The sequence below is a fragment of the Arenibacter sp. P308M17 genome (assembly GCF_003426735.1).
Classification (GTDB): domain Bacteria; phylum Bacteroidota; class Bacteroidia; order Flavobacteriales; family Flavobacteriaceae; genus Arenibacter.
Genome location: NZ_QVON01000003.1, coordinates 201,258 through 221,882 on the forward strand (window position 1 = coordinate 201,258; position 20,625 = coordinate 221,882).

Below are 20,625 nucleotides of genomic sequence, written 5' to 3' on the forward strand. Positions count from 1 at the left end.
AATTTCGTAGAAACTTTTTGCAAATGTTAAAAAAAGGAAACAAACTCTACAGCATTTTAACAGGAACTTGTCCAAAATGTCATGAAGAGAGTATGTATCGGGACAAAAACCCATATCATTTGGGCAATATCTTTAAAATGAACGACCGTTGCACCCATTGTGGTACCAAATATAAAATAGAACCCTCTTTTTTCTACGGGGCAATGTACGTTAGTTATGGTGTTGGCGTAGCCTTTGCCGTGGCCGCTTTCGTAATTACCTTTTTATTTTTCAAAGCTTCCCTGATCAGCTCCTTTATCGGCATCATTGTTACTTTGATTGCATTTATGCCCTTTATCATTAGGATTTCACGAAACATATGGATCAATTTCTTCATCAAATACGACCCAAAGGCCAACACTAAGGCCGGTTCCTAAAAATGTTTCCTGGTAAACTACCTCGGGGCAAGCCCACGAGGCATTGAAAGTAAATTCAAGTTTGATTTCGACGCAAGCGTCGGAGTATTTAAATCTCGATTATCGAGTAAAACGGGATAGATCCATTTCCGGATCCAGGGCCCTTTTATCTTCTATTAAAGCATAAAGTTGCATGGATGCCATGGGTGCAATCATGACCCCCCTGGAACCCAAACCGTTGAGCAGATACATATTTTTGTATTCGGGATGCCTGCCTACCAATGGCTTTCTATCGCTTACCGTAGGCCTAATCCCTGCCACATGGTCTACCACCTCATAGGGGCATTTTAGAAAGGTATTCAACTTTTGTAAAAGCTCCAGTTTGCATTCTTCCGTGGGAGCATTGGTTTTATCTTTCCACTTATAGGTTGCGCCCACCCTATACATATCTTGGCCCAAAGGAATAATAAAAACAGACGATTTTATAACGCTCCCCTCTTTTAAGGCAGCTGCCTTAATGGTCAACAATTCGCCTTTGGTACCGTTGAGCGGCAAATAATTGAAATACGGATTGCCCTTTATCCCAAAACCGGTTGCAAAAACAATGTTCTTGGCCTTTAGACCGCCATATTCCACAAATCTGTCCTCTAGCTTTAGGGCTTCAAAATTAAAGGTTTCCCTAAGGAATATATCCCTATCCCTCAGATACTTACTGTAGGACAATAGTAAAACGGCCGTATCTATCCTTCCTGTATGCATTACCTCCCCATATCCAAAGGGTGCATCAATATTGGGGTTATGGTTGGAACGTATTTTTGGAGCCACAAAATGTCCCAAATTCGGTTTGTCCAAAGCCTCAAACCAAAGGTTCTGTTCATTTATGCTGGCAAAACGCCTTAGAATGGGAATCTTATAATCCAATTGGATATTTAACTTCCTTTCCAATTCGGAATAGAAGGGAAGGGCCAGGTCCAACTGTTCTTTGGCTTTCCAGGCCAATGTAAAACGCTTAAGGGTAACCGGGTTATAGAGTCCGCCCGCTACTACGGAAGAGGTCTGGGAATCATCACTGATTACCTTAAAGGATTTTTGGTTTCTTTCCAATACCTCGCAAAAGGAAATACCGGCCAAGCCCAGGCCCACAATTAGATAATCTACCATTTTGCAAAAGTAGGGAAGGAAATCGAAATCTTCATCGAATTAAATTTTAATCATCCTACTAACTGGAAAAGCAGCTTTATTTACCATGCAATGGTATAAACTAAAATCCAAATCCGTTAAAAAACCAAGCGCTGCATCCTAGGATGCAGCGCTTGGTTTTATATATGAATTGGTATATTATTTTAGGCTAGTAGGCCCACATATCTTGTTCCCTATCCCGGATAACCTCCTTAATTCGTTTAGATTCCAATAATTGGAACAAGGCATTATCCGCTATATAGTCCTCAATCTCGCGGTCCCCGTGCACATTATCCTCTTTATAGATCGTTGCGTTGAACCTTCTTGCGTTCAACAGCATATCAAAAGAAATGGGCTGCGCGGAATTCCTTTGGTTGAACACTTTGGCCTCATGCAATATTTGTCTTGCACTTGGGTACCATACCCAGAACAATGGTACTTTTGCCTCGGCCAGATCCATAGACTCATCATCTATAAAGTTAACGTCCGGCGCTACAGGAGCAATACCCAACAATCGATATTTTAATTCCCCCAATCTTTTATCGAAATACCACATTCCTTTAATTAGGTACTCTTCCAAATCGGCTGCGGTAAGGTTCCTACGATTAATATATTCAGGAGAAATGGGCTCTCCCGCATTATATTGCTCGTATCCGTAATCCGTGGTATCCACTTTCTGCAAAGTAGCGGCCAAATCGCTGAACTTTCTTTTTTCGGTAAAATAAGAATCTACATAAACATCTTCCAATTTTCCGTTTTTAATGTTTTTGATCAGCACATCGTACAAGGACCTTCTATCAGGACCTATATCTATAGTATCCAAAGGATAATACAGCGGAAAGTTTACACGCTCGTCCAGATCGATTACCTCCCAAACGGTTTTGGACCAGAGTATATCCCTGTCGTCCACATAAGCGTAAGGTAAAGGAGCATCATTGTCTTTCTCAATCTGTGCCTCGGTCTTCTTCCCTATCTCTTCCGGTAATTTGGCATTTAAAATATTTGCCTGGGCTAAAATAGACAATGGTAACAGGACCACTACTCCAATTAATAATACATTTTTCCAATTCATCGGTTTAAATTTTTTTATTTTAATCTTCGGTCCTACTTTAGTTAGACCGGTGAACAAGCCATGACAAACATTCCGATCTGCCATGGCCGTTCCACAATATCCTTACTAATTTGTTATCTCCACTACAACAGGAGATACCTTTTTAAGCTTGTAGCTTTTGTTGTTGGTGATATAGGCTTCAATATCAAATATCTGAACGGCATCGCCACGGCTCGCCCTTTTAAGGGCAGACTTGGCCCTAGCGTCCAACTTGTTGCCATTTACATCTACGGTCGGCTGTCCCGGAACTTTAAATTTGAATCCACTAACTGCAAGGTTAAGATCAAAATCAAAGTCTTCCAATAGCGCTCCAATTGTAGATATCTCTAGATTTTCTTTACCCATCTTGGCACTTCCGGACTCCCCTCTTACGGATCCTGAAGGTCTTGGAATATCCTTGATCCTAAACTCTGATGAAGTCCTGATCATTTGTCCATCGGGTAATTTACCTGAAGCCGTTATGGAAACGGTTCTTCCGGTACCAGGATTCATAGCATATTTACTTCCGCTCTGCTTACTAAGTCCGGGTGCGGATGCAGTAACATTGTTATCGGGAATACCGGGAATGGATATGGTTATAGGGTTGGAAACACCGCGATAGACCACATTCATCTTATCTGCTGAAATAACAGCGGCATTGGGTTTGGTAATAGTGGCAAAAGTAGAGGATACCGGCACTTCTGTACGCTCACCATCCTGAAGGAACACCAAATTTCCTGCTATCTTGTGATCCCCGGCACTTCCTGCGCTTACCGTTAACCTTACCTTACCGTCCTCGATTACATAATCGGTACCTTCACTTAACTTTCTCCCGTCCAAGGTCAAGTTAACCTCGTTTGGTTTTGTAGTGGCATCCTTACGTCCCAATACAATATTTCCAGCAAATTTTTCTCCTGCATAAAAAGCAGATTTTTCCTGCTCCAGCAAAGTGGTATAATTGGTCATGGAAACCTCACTGCTCAACTGTCCCTGAAGCATGGCTTTTAATGCATCTTCCTCGGTAGCCTTGATATCGGCCTGAAGTGCGGTGATCTTGGTCAAGGAGGCAACCAAAGGATAGCCCTCAAAATTATAGTTCAGCCAATCTTGTTTGGTCCCGTCCCTTTTTTCCACTTTACCATTCTCATCACCGGTTTCGAACCTTGTTTTTACGGACGACTTTACCGACTCCAATTCTTCTGGCATTACCGCAGTAATCTGGCTGCGATAGTTCTCCAAACGATCTAAAAATTCCTTACCGTCCGCGCCAAGTTGACCTCCCTGGAAAAAACGCTGGTCCAAATAATCGGTCTTGTCCATAACTTGATAATCTTTTGGATCTTCAACATCGGCCATCATCTCTTTTTTCAAGTTTTCCAAGTATAGGTAATACTCCGCGGACAATTCCTTTATTTTTTTGGCGTCCTCCAAAAGAGGGCCAAATTTTTCAGCATTTTCAGATGCTTTAGTTTCAAGTCCACTTAGGAAAGCTGTATTGTTTTCCGTGGTTTTTACGTTAGAAGCCTCTAACTTTTCGTTCATAAGACCGAAAGCCGATAGCACTTCTTTTCCCATATTTAAGGCCAACATCGCAATGAAGATCAAATACATTAGGTTGATCATCTTCTGACGTGGTGTTGCTTTTCCTCCTGCCATTTTTCTAATTAGTTTTAATTATTAATTGATTTGGGTTTGGTTATTGAATTTTAACTAATTAGTTTCTATTCATTGCAGATAACATACCACCATAAACTCCGTTCAAAGAAGAAAGATTGGTAGCCAAAGATTCCATTTGATCCTTAAGGGCACTTGAATTCTGCACCACTTCCTCGTTGATGGATGCTTGTCTGCTTGCGCTTTCCAATTGAACTTTGTACAGACTGTTCAAAGATTCCATTTGAGCGGCAGCTTGAACCATCTCATCGGAATACTTTTTAGTGGATTCCATAGCATCGACCGTAGGGGCAATGCCTTTGGCTGCACCTTCAAAGTTTCTAATACTGGATCCCAGACTTTCCATAAGGTTGGCATCTACACCGGCTTCTTTTAAAAGATCATCCAATTTTTTGGATAAAGAAGCTTCTGCCTCTTTTATTTCAGCTTTGGAATTTAATTTCCCAGAGGCAGCACCTCCACTTAATTCGGGGTATACCAATGACCAATCGTATTCGTCATCTACCGGTTCAAATGCACTGATGGCAAAAATTAGCGCTTCGGTAATTAGTCCGATTGCCAATAACAATCCCCCAGTTAGTGGGCCAAATTGCCAGTGAAGGATCTTGAACAATGCTCCTATGATTACTACAGATGCACCAAGACCGTAGGCCATGTTAAATAATTTCTTAGTTGATTTTGACTGTGCCATAATTTTAAATTTAATTAAGTAATGTTAATAATAAGTATTTGGTTTAACGTTTATTCAATTTAAAGTTCTTCTTTATTCTTTTCTCTTTATTCTGTATTCTAATTAATTGGTGAGTCTTCCTCTCCCATGTAATCCTGGACGGTTCTAAAACCAATATAACTACGTGCCGAATCCTGATATTCATAATCCCTGGTACTAACCTGTAGGAAATAGGCAACATCCTTCCAAGATCCACCTCTAATAACTTTCCTTGCGTTTTGGCTGGATTGCGCATTTGGGTTCATTGTGGACACATATTCATAGGAATTGGGGTCATAGCTGCTATTGGTCCATTCGGATACGTTACCAGCCATGTTATAAAGATTATAATCATTGGGTTCGTAGGCCTTTGCCTCTACCGTGTACAAAGCTTGGTCCGCCGCATAATCCCCACGCTGTGGTTTAAAGTTGGCCATAAAACATCCGGTATCACTAATTACATAAGGTCCACCCCATGGGTAGGTTCCCCCTTCTATACCGCCTCTTGCCGCATATTCCCACTCCGCTTCGGTTGGTAATCTAAAGCGGTTTACAAATTGCTTGCCCCTACTTTTTTGATCATCGTTCTTGAATTTGGTCCTCCAGTTACAAAAGGCCTGTGCCTGTTGCCAAGAAACACCCACAACAGGATAATCGCTATAGGCATCATGCCAGAAGTAATCATTGTGCATGGGCTCATTATAGGAGTAAGCGAAATCCTTTATCCATACCGTAGTATCCGGATATATCTCCAATTCTTCCTGTTTTATAAATTCCTTTCTATTTCCCTTTTTGGCCCGGGCCGCAGCCTCAATATCCATCCAGGTGTATTTGTATTTCAATTTGGTAACATCTATGTGGCGTTGGCCATTATAGGATTCCTCTTGTGAAATATATAATGAATCCATTACCTCGGCATAATACTCGTCAGGATACTTGGAGGTGTCCCAGGTCAAATCCTGTTTTCTGTCCAAAGCCCTACCTTCATAGCCTGTTTCCCCCATACCGGCGTAATTGTTCAGCATGTACTTATCGTAGGCGGACAATCTTGTGGTATCCGCATCCATAAAAGCGTAGTCCCCTATACCTCCATCTTCCGGTCCCAACCCCAATTCATCTGCCAGAATGGCCATTTTGGTTCTTGCTATGGAATCTTTCACCCATTCTACAAATTGGCGATATTCACTATTCGTAATTTCCGTATCATCCATATAGAAAGATCTAACGGTTACAGTCTTTGTCGGGGCATTTAGTAACTTGGCCTGATCTTCCTCACTCTTACCCATAATGAATGCTCCTCTCGGAATCAATTCCATACCATAAGGTTTTTCTGGATACCACTTTTTTCCTTGAGCTCCGACCAGCTCTCCTTTTGTTTTGGACCCACAACTTGAGAGTAAAAAAACAAATGCTATAGATGACAACAATAGCTTCTTCATACGTTAGGTTAAATTTCGATTATGATTATAAATGCAAACACAAGTATTATTCTCTAAAACTTATTTTTAAATAATTTATTGTATAAAAATTGTATTTATACCCTAAATTTGTTAATTCAATTAAACCCTTTTTTGTAGGCTTTATACCACCGCTCAGGAATATTTTGATTACATGCATCCAGATAATCCATTTCAGTGCATGGTAATAACGCGGGTGAATTTGTTTTAGTATGTGAAGTTAAAATTGAAGGTACCTCTACCCACCATCTTTCGCTGAGATGGCTTTTATAAAAGACAAGGGACTCATCCTCCGTAGGTACGGTATACTTGGTGAAGTCGTTACTATTGCTATTGGGGGCCTCCTGAATCCTAAAGTTTAGCCCCTCTATAAAATACCAAATTATTTGTGCAACAAGTTGAAAGGATTGATTGCTGTTCTCGCATTCGTAAATCCCAAAAACGGATACATTGTCACTAATTCCGGCATATCTGGAAATGGCACAAATTTCCCGACCGTTAAAACCGTTGGGGGAAAAATTTCTGGAATACCCCATATCTGCCGCACGTATGGCACGTGCATCCAAACTTACCACATGGGCATTTCTGAGCACGGGCTCTGCCAGGGTGATATCTGAAATTAATTCGCCCAACCTATAGGAATCGAAGAAAAGACGCTCCATAAGGTCCAATTCCTCCTGGGAATTAAAATAGCTCTGATAGCCGATATTGGAGAAATTAAAAAGGTTGTTGGGCTTATCGGTAATTATTTTACTCATATAGGAATGGGAAGAAATAAGTTCCTCGTCCATTCCAAAATCGAACCTACTGTCTATGGACACTAGGTTGACCATATTTTTAAGACCGTCAAAGGCCCTATAGGTAGGATAGGTAAGGTCTTGGGTTGCCCCAATGACAATAGGGATGATATTTTCCTCCAAGAGGCCTGCAACTATTTCCTTTACCACAAAATAAGTGTCCTCTACGGTCTCGCCTTCCTCAATATCACCCAAATCAATGATTGAGGAGTTCCAATTTCCCATCATTAAATTGTACAGCTGCAGTCTGATTTCGGAAATATCCAGGCGCTCCGGTTTTTTCTCAAAGGCATTTCTGGATTCGTGGACCCCCAATATGGCTACACTTACATTTGCCAACACCGGAAGGCCATGCCGTGCAGTATGCATATAAATGTGTTTCCCTAATGCTTGGGCCGGAAGTAATTCGCAGTGGGCCAATACCCTATCACTTACGGGTACTAAAAAATCGAATGCCATATTATTTTTTAGCCTTAGGTTTTGTTTTTGTCTTTTTCTTAGGTGTCTTTTTTTCTATTAATTCTTGTGCATCCTTTAGGGAAATCTTGGTAGCATCCACATCTTTGGAAACCTCAACCTTAACCTTTCCCTTAATAATGGTATGCCTTCCCCATCTCGCTTTTTCTATTCGAATACCTGCTTCCGGCCATTCTTGGACCAATCTCTCGATCTCCTTTTGTTTTTTGGCTTCTATAATATCTGCTATATCCTGCTTTGAAAGGCTATCAAGATCATATTTCTTACTAACATTAATGAACATTCCGTCCCATTTTATAAACGGCCCAAATCTGCCTACCCCTTTGGTTACCTCCTTATTTTCATAAACCGCAATTGGGGCATCGGCCTTTTCTTTTTCCTTGATAAGTTCTACGGCCCGATCCATATCTATCTCCATGGCATTTTCATCCTTGCCCAAGGACACAAACTTTTTACCAAACCTTATATAAGGACCAAAACGGCCCACATTGGCCTCTACATCTTCCCCTTCATAAACACCAAGCTTTCTTGGCAATTTAAACAGGTCCATAGCTTCTTCGTAGCTGATGGTATTTAAGGACTGGTCCGGCAACAGACTGGCAAACAATGGTTTCTCCTCATCGTCCACGGTACCCACCTGTACCATGGGACCAAAGCGGCCCAATCTGACCGAAACCTGTCTTCCTGTCTTGGGGTCGGTACCCAAAACGCGTTCGCCACTGGCCCTATCCGCATTTTCTTCCACATCCAGGACCTTGGGGTGAAAGTCCCCATAAAAATCCTTCAATACCTTTTGCCAATCCTCATCGCCCGAAGCAATTCCATCAAAATCCTCTTCCACTTTGGCAGTGAAATGATAATCCAAAATGGTTTCGAAATGACCTACCAGAAAGTCGGTCACTATTATTCCAATATCCGTAGGGACCAGTTTCCCTTTATCGGAGCCTACATTTTCCTTTAAATCCTTGGTCGTAAGCTTATCCGATTTGAGCAGTAGCTGTACATAATTTCTTTCGGTGCCTTCTATAGTTCCCTTATCTACATAGCCCCTATTCTGAATAGTGGAAATAGTGGGCGCATAAGTAGAGGGCCTTCCTATTCCTAGTTCCTCCAGTTTTTTAACCAAAGAGGCCTCCGTAAACCTATAGGGTGCCCTGGAAAAACGCTCTGTTGCCGTAATATAATTATTGAGAAGTTTTTCACCTTCCTTCATTGCAGGAAGCATTCCCTCCTGCTCTTCATTTATATCCTCCTCGTCCCTACTTTCCAAATATACCTTTAGGAATCCGTCAAATTTTATTACCTCCCCGTTGGCGGTAAATTCTTCCTTATGGGTATTGGCCTTTATTTTAACATTGGTACGCTCCAATTCGGCATCACTCATTTGTGAGGCCAGGGTACGCTTCCAAATAAGTTCGTACAATTTGGATTGATCCCTTTCCAAAGATGGGGACTGATTGGTCATCTCCGTAGGACGGATGGCTTCATGGGCCTCCTGGGCTCCTTTGGATTTTCCCGTAAAATTCCTAACCTTGCTGTATTCCTTACCGTAATTGCTTATAATGGCATCCTGGGCAGCATCAATGGCATCCTGGGAAAGGTTAACACTATCCGTTCTCATATAGGTTATCAGCCCCGCCTCATACAAGCGCTGTGCCACCTGCATAGTCCTTGAAACCGAAAAATACAATTTTCTGGAGGCCTCCTGCTGCAGTGTTGAAGTTGTAAATGGTGCTGCAGGTGATTTTTTGGCCGGTTTCTTGTCCAGATTGGCAACCGAAAAATTTGCCCCTATATTTTCCTTTAAGAAAGCTTCCGCCTCCTTCTGGCTAGCATAGGTCTTATTTAACTTGGCCGTAAAAATACTACCATCATTGGTTTTAAACTCGGCCGATACCCTAAAGGCAGCTTCCGGATTAAAAGCTTCAATTTCCCGCTCCCTCTCTACAATTAATCTCACCGCAACGGATTGTACCCTGCCCGCGGATAATCCCGGTTTAATCTTTTTCCACAAGACCGGGGAGAGTTCATATCCCACCAATCTGTCCAAAACCCGCCTTGCCTGTTGGGCGTTCACCAAATCGTAATTAATTTCCCTAGGATTCTCAATGGCCTTCTGAATGGCAGATTTGGTAATGGAATTGAAAACGATCCGTTTTGTTTTATTCTTGTCCAATTTCAACTCCTCTGCCAAGTGCCAGGAAATTGCCTCCCCTTCACGGTCTTCATCACTGGCCAACCATATAGTATCCGCTTTGTCCGCCAAATCCTTAAGCTTTTTAACAAGGGCCTTTTTGTCCTTGTCGACAATATATTTAGGGGCAAAATTATTGTCCACGTCCACTCCCAATTCTTTGGAAGGCAAATCGGCAATATGTCCAAAACTGGACTCCACCTTATATTCTTTTCCTAAAAATTTTTCTATTGTCTTTGCTTTAGCCGGGGACTCTACTATAACTAAATTCTTTGCCATTAACTCGTTTTTGGTGACACAAAAGTAATTGAATTTTTTAATTTGATGCCATACCCTGCTTAGTATGACCAAAAATTAGCAATGACGGGAAGTTTATTACAGGGTCAAGGTTCAAGGTTTAAGGTTCAGAAAAAACTAGTTGGCAGTCGCAGTCGGCAGTGGGCAGGTTTGAAGTTTCAGGTTCAAAGTTTAAAGTTTGGTTTGTGACAGTGATCCTCTGTGGTTAGCAGCACCTAATTAAAAGGTTCAAGGTTCAAAAAAAGTAGGCAGTCGCAGTGGGCAGTGGGCAGGTTTAAAGTTCAAGGTTACTGATCTAATATCTAAAGCATAGCATCTAGCATGTGGCTACCCCGACCAGAGGAGGTGAAGACGGAAGGGATTGCAACCCATTTTGCTTACAGCAGGTTATAAGCCTTACTTTTCAAGTAAATTTGAAACTTGCTTTTTTAGCAAAGGCAAATCTTTATTAATTATTCCCTAAATAATGACATTATCGACATTGTTATATGCGTGAATCACCCAATTTCTGAGGTCAACAATTCTTCTCGAATCCGAAATATCTATGTTTGGGTTTATTTTTATTATCCTATTTGTTGCTTCACCAATTATTTCCAATTCACGTTCAACTGCCCGGCGAAGCAATTTATTTGATTCATAGAATTTGAAATTCCTTTCTTCTCCCAAGTATTCGAAAATAGAATCTATTGAGTTCGAAATATCAAGCAAATACATTTCAACACTATGCTGCATAAAGTAATTGCTTTGTTTTTTCTACACTTCGAATAAAGTATGGATTTGATAATGATCTCTCAGTTAACAAATCAACTTTTCGGTTAAACAACTGCTCAAGTTTTTCGTGCAATTCAAAGTAGTTATCCGTATATTTTTCAAAAGGGATTTCCTTAAATGAAATTAGTATGTCTATATCACTTGATTCATTGAAATCACTGGACGTTGCCGAGCCGAATACATACATCGTTTTAATGTCATATCTCTCACAAAGCCTTTGCAATTCATGCTTATTATTTTCAATCAAGTTCAACATTTTTCTATTCTTTATTCAAATATACGAATATAACAACTTGTACCTATTACTTGTTTTAGGTATACTGTTCTTCAGCACATTTTACTAGACTATAAATCCTAATAATCATTAAATATTTTCGTGGGCGCGCAGCGTAAGGAAATAAGAAGTGGCTGTTGGCAGTCGGCAAGTTTAAAGTTTAAGGTTCAAAGTTTTAAACTTGTACCCTCAGCAGGTTGTCCTCCCCCCAGCCCCCTCCCAAGGAGGGGGAGTTAAAGGGGGTCTAAAAATCAATAAGTAAATTGTAATAACGTAAGTTAAAGCTCCTTCCCTTGGTTAAGGGAAGGTGGCTTCCCCGACCAGAGGAGGAGAAGACGGAAGGGATTGCAACCCATGGCCGGTCGTTTTAGCGCAAGGGTTTATAAAGTGCCAAGTTGGAAGACTTGTAAAGCTGTTGCTTGAGATTCTTTTTATGTTTTGTTTTGTAGGTACGGGCGTGACGCCCGCACCAGCGTAAGGAAAAAATAAGAAGTGGCAGTTGGCAGTGACAGTCGGCAGCTGGCAGCCTTAAAATTCAAAGTTCCAGGTTTAAACCCAAAATCCAGCATCTAGCATCTCAATTCTAGTATCTAGTCTAGCATCTAAAGTCTAGCACCCCCATTCTACAGCAATCAATTAAGCTCAAAGGTGCTGATCAGTTCAATTTTATTATCCAGGTATTCATATTGGTACAGGACTTCTTTCCCAATCATCAATAAATTATCCTCCATGGGGATCACATCAAAGGTGTCTATGTCCTTAAAATGGTTAAGCTGCACCAAATCCTGAACATTGGTCTTATCATAGACCTTAAGTCCCGAGGCACCATCGCACACAAATAGTTTTTCACCCTTTACTCCCAGGCCATAGGGTCCGTCCATGGGATAGGTCTTAACCAATTCGGGATTGGCAATATCCGATATGTCCACAATAAAAAGCCCACTCTCGGTAGCACCACACATATTACCGCCCCTTAGGGTTACATAGGCATAATCCCCATCTACTACAACAGGGTCGCAGGCCGTACCGTGTTCAAATTCAGAAATAAAGCTCGGGGTGGCAGGAGAGGAGATATCATAAATATACATCCCCCTCATACTCCCTAAAAACAACTGATCCCCCCTGTTAAAAATAGTTTCTATATCAAAACCGGCATAGACGTCCTCCATATCCTTGGGATTTTCCAAATCTTCAATGTTGAATACATTTATATTATGACTGTCCACGGCATATAAATAATCATTCACGATCTTAAAACGCGCCAAGGAACCGCCCTGCCCCGTTGTGACCGAATTTTGGGCGGCATTGGACAGCATAACATCAAACTCACGTGAAAAATCTACCTGCACTTCCTCTATCAACCTTCTCTCCCTTACGGTTTCCCATCCTATTACCATATCATTTTCATAATCTATATCTTGCCACTCATAAATATCTACTTCAAAAGGAAAAATCACGTTGTTCCTCAGCACATTTTCCAAACGGTTTACCATTTCAATACCATTGATGTCGGATATATCCAATACGATCAAATCCGTAATACTGTCCGCAAATAGGTAATTGCCCTTTACGGAAACATCCACATTGCCCGGTATTTCTATAAAGGCTATTTTTTTGGGTGCCTTAGGGTCGGAATTATCAATGACATGGACCCCTTTATATTTCTCATTGACAAATACATACTCTCCGTAGACATAAATTTTGCCGGATTCATGCATAGGAACTGGAGCAATTATATCTATAGCACTTTTAAAATCGGCCATACTGATTGTTAAAGGCTTGGCCACCAGGTACTCTGCATATTTACCATCATCCTCCTCATTACAGGAAACAAACCCAAGGACAACCAACAGAAACCATAATAGAATTATCCTTCCCATACTAATATTTTTAACGGATTCAACATTAATTAGATGCCATTAGCCCAAATAGTTGCGTTGATTTTTGACAAATATTTAACTGTCAATATGTCATATTTAATCATATAATACTATCTTTGCACACTCTTAAAGATGAGGCTGAATGCACAACAAATATGGAGAAGATTATTGATGAATCCTTACAGGGAACCGCCCTAACACTTGCGAAAAAAGAAAATAACAACAGAAAACTGTACATAGAGAGCTATGGCTGTGCCATGAATTTTTCGGACAGTGAAATTGTTGCCTCCATACTGTACAATGAAGGCTTCAGTACTACCCATAAGTTGGAAGATGCCGACTTGGTATTGGTCAATACCTGTTCTATTCGGGAAAAGGCAGAGCTTACCATCCGGAAAAGATTGGAAAAATTCAATGCCGTAAAACGGCATAGGCCGCATATGAAGGTCGGGGTTCTTGGATGTATGGCCGAAAGGTTAAAGACCAAATTGCTGGAGGAAGAGAAAATTGTGGATATGGTAGTTGGCCCGGATGCCTATAAGGACCTGCCCAACCTTATCCAAGAGGTGGACGATGGCAGAAATGCCGTAAACGTAATCCTATCCAAAGAGGAAACCTATGGGGATATATCCCCCGTGCGCCTAAATACCAACGGTGTAACCGCCTTTGTCTCCATTACCCGTGGATGTGACAATATGTGTACATTTTGTGTAGTACCCTTTACACGGGGGCGGGAACGCAGTCGGAATCCGCAATCCATATTGGGGGAAGTAAGCGATCTAGCCGATAGGGGATACAAGGAAATTACCCTTCTGGGACAAAATGTGGACAGTTATCTTTGGTATGGCGGCGGATTAAAAAAAGGATTCGAAAAAGCATCTGAAATGCAACAAGCTACAGCGGTCAATTTTTCCAACCTATTGGAAATGGTGGCGTTGGCACAACCCAAAGTACGTATCAGATTTTCTACTTCCAATCCGCAGGACATGACCTTGGATGTGGTTCGGGTAGTAGCAAAATATCCCAATATCTGTAATTATATCCATTTACCCGTACAAAGTGGCAGCAATAGGATCTTAAAGGAAATGAACAGATTGCACACTAGGGAGGAGTACCTTGAGCTGGTGAGGCGTATAAAGGAAATAATACCGGATTGCTCCGTATCACAGGACATGATTACAGGATTTCCCTCCGAAACGGAAGAAGACCATCAGGACACCCTTTCCCTAATGAAGGAGATTAAATACGATTATGGTTATATGTACGCCTATTCCGAAAGGCCAGGGACGGCCGCAGCAAGGAATATGGAAGATGATGTACCACAAGAAGTTAAAAACAGAAGACTTACCGAAATTATTGCCCTCCAAAGGGAACATAGTTATTTTAGGAGCAAACAGCAGCTTGGAAAAACAACTGAAGTCCTGATAGAGGGATCCTCCAAAAAATCGGATTTGGATTGGATGGGAAGGAACTCCCAAAGTTTTGTTGTGGTATTTCCCAAGGAAAACTACAAAATAGGGGATTTTGTGAATGTAGAAATTACCGATTGTACCTCCGGCACCTTAATAGGAAGGCCTCTGGGACTTTCCAATAACAATTAAACCATGGAATCGATCCAATCTATAAAACAGCGTTTTGAAATTATTGGCAATGATGTAAAGCTCAATCGTGCCATTGAAAAGGCCATTCAGGTGGCACCTACGGACATCTCTGTATTGGTTACGGGAGAAAGCGGCGTGGGCAAGGAAGCCATTCCAAAAATTATACACTCCCTTTCCCATAGAAAACATGCCAAATATATTGCGGTAAACTGTGGGGCCATTCCGGAAGGCACCATAGACAGTGAACTTTTTGGACATGAAAAGGGGGCTTTTACAGGAGCAACAGCTACCAGAAGTGGCTATTTTGAGGTAGCCGATGGCGGCACCATCTTTTTGGACGAGGTTGGGGAACTGCCCCTTACCACCCAGGTGCGACTTCTGAGGGTTCTGGAAAATGGGGAATTTTTAAAAGTTGGATCTTCCCAGGTCCAGAAAACAGATGTCAGAATAGTGGCCGCTACCAATGTTCATATGTTCGAGGCCATTAAAAAGGAAAAATTCAGGGAAGACCTCTATTATCGCTTAAGTACGGTAGAAATAAACATCCCCCCATTACGGGAGCGCAAAGAGGATATCCATTTATTGTTCCGCAAATTTGCATCGGATTTCGGGCAGAAGTATAAAATGCCCACCATTCGTTTGGATGACGATGCCGTGCAACTACTTTTGAAATACAGATGGCCCGGCAACATTCGCCAGTTAAGGAACATAGCGGAACAGGTTTCCGTGTTGGAGGAAAGCAGGCTAATTACCTTGGCCACCCTGAACAGTTACCTGCCCAATTCCAGCAATAGCAACCTGCCCGCCATAGTGGGAAAGGATAAAAAGGAAGGCGACTTTAGTACGGAAAGGGAAATATTGTACAAGGTTCTTTTTGATATGAAAGGCGATCTGAACGATCTTAAGAAGTTAACATTGGAACTGCTCAAGCACAACGACAGTGAAAAAGTTCAGGAAGAAAACGAAAATCTTATCAGAAAAATATACGGGGATGACGAGGAGGAATATGCGGAACAGGAGGAAGGTCCAAGTGAAATTTTACAACTTCCAGAACCCTATATAGAGAAACCATTGGTCAAATCTCCCCAACAAGAGGACAAGTATCATTTTGCAGAGGAAATACAAGAGGAAGAAACCCTATCTTTACAGGACAAGGAAATAGAGCTCATTAAAAAATCCTTGGAACGGAACAAAGGAAAGAGAAAAGCGGCTTCTGCGGAATTGGGCATCTCGGAACGCACCCTGTACAGAAAAATAAAACAGTACGACCTATAACAGTAGGCAATAGGCAATAGGCAATAGGCAATAGGCAATAGGCAATAGGCAAAAAAAATAAAAAAAGAGAATCCTGAAAAAAACTAATGAATGTTTAAAATAAAAAGTCTTATAATTCTATTGGTGTTCACAGTATGCATTGCTGGTTGTGGCATATATAACTTTACCGGGGGAGACGTGGGAACGGCGACTACCTTTCAGGTGAATTATTTCCAGAACTACGCTTCCCAAAATCCGGGATCCACCTTTGAACCGGGAATGGATAGGGATTTTACCCTGGCCCTGCAGGATCTGATATTGAACCAGACCAGTTTGGACCTAGTTAAATCCAACGGGGACCTGCTCTATGAAGGCGAGATCGTGGAATATAGAATATCCCCTATGTCTGCCACCTCCCAACAAAACGCGGCGCAAAACCGGCTGAGTATAGGCGTAAACGTAAGGTTCTTTAACAACACCAAAGAGGATGTAGACTTTGAACAACGGTTTTCCTTCTTCTACGATTATCCGGCCAATTCGCAATTGGCCAGTGTAAAGGATGAGGCCCACCAGATAATATTTGAACGTATTACCCAGGACATTTTTAATAAATCATTGGCAGATTGGTAATTTATGAACGTACAGGACTTTACATATTTATTACAAAACCCGGATGAAGTGGTTTCCCCTGTGCAGACCAAACAACTGGAAGATGTATTGGCGGAGTATCCGTACTTCCAGGCAGCAAGGGCCATGCATCTAAAAGGCCTAAAGAACCTCAACAGTTTTAAGTACAACAACGCCCTTAAGTTAACTGCCGCCTATACGACAGATAGGGATATTCTTTTCGATTTTATTACCTCCATAGATTTTTTGCAGAATACCATCGCCGATTCTATTTTGGGAAAATCCACTACTTTGAACGATACTCCCACCATTTCCGAAGAGATCGTATCCGAATTTAAAAAAGAAAGTGCCCTAATAGAAGAATCGGAGGACGAACCCTTACCAAGAACGGTAAAGGACGCCAATGATATTTTGGACCCCTCACTTTTTTCCTCCAAAGACCCGAAAATGGACAAGTCCATCTCGGATAATAAAAAAAAAGCTGAAGAGCTACTGGAAATAGGAAAACCTTTAAATTTCACCAAAAGAGAAAAATACTCCTTTGCGGAATGGCTTCAATTAACCACGCACAAGCCTCAAAAGCTAAAATCCGAACCCAACACCATAAAGGAAGCAACAGCCAAAACCGAGTTAAAACCAACTCCAAAGGCCGATAAATTAAAAAAGAAAAAATTTGATCTGATCGACAAATTTATTGAAACAAACCCCAAAATCGTACCCAATGAAAACACGGTCAAGGTCACCATTAAAGACTCCCTGAGTTTCGATAAAAATGAATTGATGACAGCCACCTTGGCCAAGGTCTATTTAGAACAAAAAAAGTACAAAAAGGCCATACAGGCCTACAAAATTTTAAGTTTGAAATATCCAGAAAAAAGTAGTTTCTTTGCAGACCGAATTAAAGCGGTAGAAAAAATACAACAAGAAAATAATTAAATAATGAATACAACATTTACAATATTCTTGGTCCTTATCATCCTAGTTTGCATCCTATTGATGCTCGTAATTATGGTGCAAAACCCTAAAGGCGGAGGATTGTCCTCATCCTTTGGCGGAGGTGGCAGCCAAGTTGTAGGAGGGGTAAAGAAAACTGGGGACTTTTTGGATAAGAGTACTTGGACATTGGCAACCATTTTGGTGGTCCTAATTTTGCTATCCAATGTAGCATTGAAAGGAAGTTTCAGTGATTCAGATTCAAAATTGCTTAATGGCGACCCTATAGAAACAACTGCCCCGGATGCTTTGCCGGACACCTCTGTCCCCGCGCCTGCCACTAATGGCACAAGCACCCCTGACAGCCTTCAATAACAACAGAAAACAAATTTAAAATATAAAAAATGCCAGCTTAAGTGACAAGCTGGCATTTTTGTTTAACAATGTGTCAGTTTTAAGGTAATGGCATAATTTCTGCCTATTAAAATCAAACTTAAAAACATAAAATCTAAATAATATGGCTAAAGTTAGCATTAAACCATTAGCAGATAGAGTTCTAGTAGAACCTATGGCTGCCGAAACAAAGACTGCATCCGGTCTTTACATCCCTGATACCGCAAAGGAAAAACCACAAAAAGGCAAAGTAGTTGCCGTTGGTCCTGGTACCAAAGATGAAAAAGTGACCGTTAAAGTTGGAGATACGGTGCTATACGGCAAGTATGCCGGTACTGAATTAAAGCTTGAAGGTACCGAATATCTTATGATGCGCGAAAGCGACATTTTAGCAATTATATAATATTGCTCCCATTCTCTAATTGTAGGGAAAATTTCAAACAACAAAAAAATAGTATAACAAGTCTCATTCCATTTTATTTTGGAATGATAAATGAAATTAAATTATGGCAAAAGACATAAAATTTGATATCGATGCAAGGGACGGCCTAAAAAGAGGTGTCGATGCATTGGCTAACGCAGTAAAAGTAACCTTAGGACCTAAAGGTAGAAATGTAATCATCAGTAAATCGTTTGGTGCACCAACCATTACCAAGGATGGTGTTACGGTAGCCAAAGAAATTGAATTAGCGGATCCGCTTGAGAACATGGGTGCCCAAATGGTAAAGGAAGTTGCTTCCAAAACCAATGATTTGGCTGGTGACGGTACCACTACTGCGACCGTTCTTGCACAAGCTATCGTAAAGGAAGGCCTGAAGAACGTAGCTGCAGGTGCCAATCCAATGGACCTAAAAAGAGGTATTGACAAAGCTGTGGAAGCTATTGTTCAAGATTTGGCAAAGCAGACCAAAAAAGTGGGCGACTCTTCAGAAAAAATCAAACAGGTAGCCGCCATTTCTTCCAATAACGATGAAACTATTGGCGACCTTATTGCCCAAGCGTTCGGAAAAGTAGGTAAAGAAGGTGTTATCACCGTAGAGGAAGCAAAGGGAACGGATACCTATGTTGACGTGGTAGAAGGTATGCAATTTGACAGAGGATACCTTTCTCCGTACTTTGTTACCGATTCTGAAAAAATGACGGCCAATCTGGAGAATCCTTACATTTTAATATATGACAAGAAGATTTCTTCCATGAAGGATCTGTTACCGGTATTGGAGCCTGTTGCCCAATCAGGAAAACCGCTTTTGATCATTGCCGAAGATGTTGACGGAGAGGCTTTGGCCACATTGGTAGTGAACAAATTAAGGGGGTCATTAAAGATTGCAGCCGTTAAGGCGCCAGGATTTGGCGATAGAAGAAAGGCCATGTTGGAAGATATAGCGATCCTAACAGGTGGAACAGTAATAGCTGAGGAAAGAGGCTTTACAATGGAAAACGCCACCTTGGATATGCTTGGTACCTGTGAAAAAATCACCATTGACAAGGACAATACAACCATTGTAAACGGTTCAGGTGACCCAAAAACCATTAAAACAAGGGTAAACCAGATCAAATCCCAAATAGAGTCCACTACTTCCGATTACGACAAGGAAAAATTACAGGAACGTTTGGCCAAATTGGCCGGTGGTGTTGCCGTTCTTTATGTTGGTGCCGCTTCCGAAGTGGAAATGAAGGAGAAAAAAGACAGGGTAGATGATGCACTTCACGCTACAAGGGCTGCCGTTGAAGAAGGAATCGTTGCCGGTGGAGGTGTTGCTTTGGTAAGGGCCAAAGCTGTTCTTTCAAAAATAAAGACCGAAAATGCCGATGAGGAAACCGGGGTTCAAATCGTAGCAAGAGCTATAGAATCGCCTTTGAGAACCATCGTTGAAAATGCCGGTGGGGAAGGATCTGTAGTGGTTGCCAAAGTTTTGGAAGGTAAAGGCGATTTTGGTTATGATGCCAAATCTGAAACTTACGTAGATATGATCAAAGCGGGTATTATAGACCCTAAGAAGGTAACTAGAATTGCATTGGAAAATGCGGCCTCTGTTGCCGGAATGATCCTAACCACAGAATGCGCCTTGACCGATATTAAGGAAGATGCACCTGCCGGCCCAGCAGGAATGGGTGGCGGTATGCCGGGAATGATGTAAGTGGCGAGCCGCCACAGGCAATTTATAATTACAAAAACCGTCCCTGGAATCCCAAGGACGGTTTTTTTTATTACCGGTTCTCCTTATTCATGATGCTGCCCATCATCGGTATTATCCTCACGATACCGGCAACAGGGGTGCACACTTTCATAAGCTTCCTCCGTAGCCTTTAATTCCTTGGTATCATGACCCACTCCCACTATGGCAGTTTTTATTTCCATCGAATTTGTTTTTCGCTCATCAATGACCAACGATAATTGATGGGTCGGGATGTCCCATAAAGCAAATTTAACCCCTTTTACCGCTAAGGCTGCTTCCTCTATCCTCTCCTTGCACATGGTACATTTTCCATTTACCTCAAAGTTCATTTTCTTATTTTTCTCCTGCCCATGGCCAACTGCCGTTAAAAGGGCAAGCACCGATCCTAAAACTAAATTTCTCATATCTCTATTTTATTTTAAAAGTTGAATAATTGATTTTAAATA

At 41.4% G+C, this 20,625-nt stretch carries 19 protein-coding genes; 8 read left to right on the forward strand and 11 right to left on the reverse strand.

Annotated features, from left to right (window positions below; genetic code table 11):
• Positions 1 to 23 precede the first annotated feature (23 nt).
• Positions 24 to 416 (forward strand): DUF983 domain-containing protein, encoded by a 393-nt coding sequence (locus D0S24_RS08810; protein ID WP_117019516.1) that lies wholly within the window; start codon positions 24 to 26, stop codon positions 414 to 416.
• Between the two features lie 99 nt (positions 417 to 515).
• Here D0S24_RS08810 and D0S24_RS08815 read toward each other — a convergent pair whose 3' ends face one another.
• The 10 genes from D0S24_RS08815 to D0S24_RS08860 form a co-directional block, all read right to left on the reverse strand.
• Complete coding sequence (locus D0S24_RS08815; protein ID WP_117019517.1) at positions 516 to 1,556, reverse strand: FAD-binding oxidoreductase; 1,041 nt, start codon at positions 1,554 to 1,556, stop codon at positions 516 to 518.
• 187 nt (positions 1,557 to 1,743) lie between these two features.
• The gene (gene gldN, locus D0S24_RS08820; RefSeq protein WP_117019518.1) at positions 1,744 to 2,646 is read right to left on the reverse strand and encodes a gliding motility protein GldN; all 903 of its coding nucleotides are present in this window, start codon (positions 2,644 to 2,646) and stop codon (positions 1,744 to 1,746) included.
• A 105-nt stretch (positions 2,647 to 2,751) separates the two neighbouring features.
• A complete protein-coding gene (gldM, locus tag D0S24_RS08825) occupies positions 2,752 to 4,320 on the reverse strand; it encodes a gliding motility protein GldM (protein WP_117019519.1) in 1,569 nt (522 codons plus the stop codon).
• Between the two features lie 58 nt (positions 4,321 to 4,378).
• Entirely contained in the window at positions 4,379 to 5,029 is a 651-nt protein-coding gene (gene gldL / locus D0S24_RS08830) for a gliding motility protein GldL (protein ID WP_117019520.1), read from the reverse strand.
• Positions 5,030 to 5,127: 98 nt separating this feature from the next.
• Positions 5,128 to 6,486, reverse strand: a complete 1,359-nt coding sequence (gene gldK, locus D0S24_RS08835) for a gliding motility lipoprotein GldK (RefSeq protein ID WP_117019521.1) — start codon at positions 6,484 to 6,486, stop codon at positions 5,128 to 5,130.
• A gap of 116 nt (positions 6,487 to 6,602) precedes the next feature.
• Entirely contained in the window at positions 6,603 to 7,760 is a 1,158-nt protein-coding gene (locus D0S24_RS08840) for a formimidoylglutamase (RefSeq protein WP_117019522.1), read from the reverse strand.
• A gap of 1 nt (position 7,761) precedes the next feature.
• A complete protein-coding gene (topA, locus tag D0S24_RS08845; RefSeq protein ID WP_117019523.1) occupies positions 7,762 to 10,251 on the reverse strand; it encodes a type I DNA topoisomerase in 2,490 nt (829 codons plus the stop codon).
• A 477-nt stretch (positions 10,252 to 10,728) separates the two neighbouring features.
• The gene (locus tag D0S24_RS08850) at positions 10,729 to 11,001 is read right to left on the reverse strand and encodes a DUF86 domain-containing protein (protein WP_117019524.1); all 273 of its coding nucleotides are present in this window, start codon (positions 10,999 to 11,001) and stop codon (positions 10,729 to 10,731) included.
• Positions 10,991 to 11,296: a nucleotidyltransferase family protein gene (locus D0S24_RS08855; protein ID WP_117019525.1), complete on the reverse strand. Its 306-nt coding sequence runs from the start codon at positions 11,294 to 11,296 to the stop codon at positions 10,991 to 10,993. Before D0S24_RS08855 ends, D0S24_RS08850 begins: the two co-directional genes overlap by 11 nt.
• Before the next feature lie 650 nt (positions 11,297 to 11,946).
• Entirely contained in the window at positions 11,947 to 13,194 is a 1,248-nt protein-coding gene (locus tag D0S24_RS08860) for an LVIVD repeat-containing protein (protein WP_117019526.1), read from the reverse strand.
• Between the two features lie 155 nt (positions 13,195 to 13,349).
• On the opposite strand from D0S24_RS08860, the gene miaB reads away from it, so the two are divergent.
• The 7 genes from miaB to groL all read left to right on the forward strand — a co-directional run bounded on the left by miaB (position 13,350) and on the right by groL (position 20,140).
• Positions 13,350 to 14,795, forward strand: a complete 1,446-nt coding sequence (miaB, locus tag D0S24_RS08865; protein WP_117019527.1) for a tRNA (N6-isopentenyl adenosine(37)-C2)-methylthiotransferase MiaB — start codon at positions 13,350 to 13,352, stop codon at positions 14,793 to 14,795.
• Positions 14,796 to 14,798: 3 nt separating this feature from the next.
• Positions 14,799 to 16,070 carry a sigma-54-dependent Fis family transcriptional regulator gene (locus D0S24_RS08870; RefSeq protein WP_117019528.1) on the forward strand — a complete coding sequence of 424 codons (1,272 nt, stop codon included), beginning with the start codon at positions 14,799 to 14,801 and terminating at the stop codon, positions 16,068 to 16,070.
• 90 nt (positions 16,071 to 16,160) lie between these two features.
• The gene (locus D0S24_RS08875; RefSeq protein WP_117019529.1) at positions 16,161 to 16,679 is read left to right on the forward strand and encodes an LptE family protein; all 519 of its coding nucleotides are present in this window, start codon (positions 16,161 to 16,163) and stop codon (positions 16,677 to 16,679) included.
• 3 nt (positions 16,680 to 16,682) lie between these two features.
• Positions 16,683 to 17,612, forward strand: coding sequence for a hypothetical protein (locus tag D0S24_RS08880; RefSeq protein ID WP_117019530.1), 930 nt, complete (start codon positions 16,683 to 16,685; stop codon positions 17,610 to 17,612).
• A gap of 3 nt (positions 17,613 to 17,615) precedes the next feature.
• Entirely contained in the window at positions 17,616 to 17,984 is a 369-nt protein-coding gene (gene secG, locus D0S24_RS08885; RefSeq protein ID WP_117019531.1) for a preprotein translocase subunit SecG, read from the forward strand.
• A gap of 142 nt (positions 17,985 to 18,126) precedes the next feature.
• The gene (groES, locus tag D0S24_RS08890; protein WP_031445433.1) at positions 18,127 to 18,405 is read left to right on the forward strand and encodes a co-chaperone GroES; all 279 of its coding nucleotides are present in this window, start codon (positions 18,127 to 18,129) and stop codon (positions 18,403 to 18,405) included.
• A gap of 103 nt (positions 18,406 to 18,508) precedes the next feature.
• The gene (gene groL, locus D0S24_RS08895; protein WP_117019532.1) at positions 18,509 to 20,140 is read left to right on the forward strand and encodes a chaperonin GroEL; all 1,632 of its coding nucleotides are present in this window, start codon (positions 18,509 to 18,511) and stop codon (positions 20,138 to 20,140) included.
• A gap of 83 nt (positions 20,141 to 20,223) precedes the next feature.
• Here groL and D0S24_RS08900 read toward each other — a convergent pair whose 3' ends face one another.
• Positions 20,224 to 20,583 carry a heavy-metal-associated domain-containing protein gene (locus D0S24_RS08900; protein ID WP_181938061.1) on the reverse strand — a complete coding sequence of 120 codons (360 nt, stop codon included), beginning with the start codon at positions 20,581 to 20,583 and terminating at the stop codon, positions 20,224 to 20,226.
• Between the last annotated feature and the right edge of the window lie 42 nt (positions 20,584 to 20,625).